Source organism: Streptococcus oralis (genome assembly GCF_019929365.1).
In the GTDB taxonomy this organism is placed as follows: Bacteria; Bacillota; Bacilli; order Lactobacillales; family Streptococcaceae; genus Streptococcus; species Streptococcus oralis_BT.
The window spans coordinates 1-664 of the sequence record NZ_JAHZPH010000024.1 but is presented as its reverse complement, the minus strand read 5'-3'; the positions used below and the strand labels follow the sequence as shown (position 1 = coordinate 664).

Here is a 664-nt window from a genome sequence, read left to right as displayed (position 1 = left end):
CCTATGATATACGATGAAAGTAGATGTGTAATTGAAACCACAAGGGGAACTTTTTCAGTTCCTGACAATTATAAGAAATATAAAACCTTAGCATTTGCTTTTGTTGGACACGTACTGAATACAGATGACACACCGGTAATTGAAAAAGAACTGGATTGGCCTGATCCTGCACTAGTGTACAATACAATTGTCGATCGAATCATAAATCACCCAGAATTATCACAGTTTATATCGGTTGCATTTATTAGTCAGTTAAAGGCCACCATCGGAGAGGGTTTAGATATTAATGTAAAAGGCACGCTAAACCGCAGGGGAAAGGGTATCAGAAGGCCTAAAGGCGTATTTTTTAGATACATGGAATCTCCATTTGTCAATGCAAAGGTCACTGCATTCTTCTCTTATCTTCGAGATTATAATAAAATTGCCTCAGAATATCAAAATAATACTAAATTCATTCTCACGTTTTCATGTCAAGCATATTGGGCATCTGGCCCAAACTTCTCCGCCTTGAAGAATGTTATTAGGTGCTCCATAATTCATGAATACATTTCTAAGTTTGTGGAAAGAGAACAGGATAAAGGTCATATAGGAGATCAGGAGCTACCGCCTGAAGAGGACCCTTCTCGTGAACTAAACAATGTACAACATGAAGTCAATAGTTTAA

1 protein-coding gene is annotated in these 664 nt (G+C 37.3%); it reads left to right on the top strand.

The features are described 5' to 3' along the window. Positions 1-664 (top strand): hypothetical protein (locus K1I53_RS09315; RefSeq protein WP_223329182.1); only part of this gene is annotated, 664 nt, incomplete at both ends.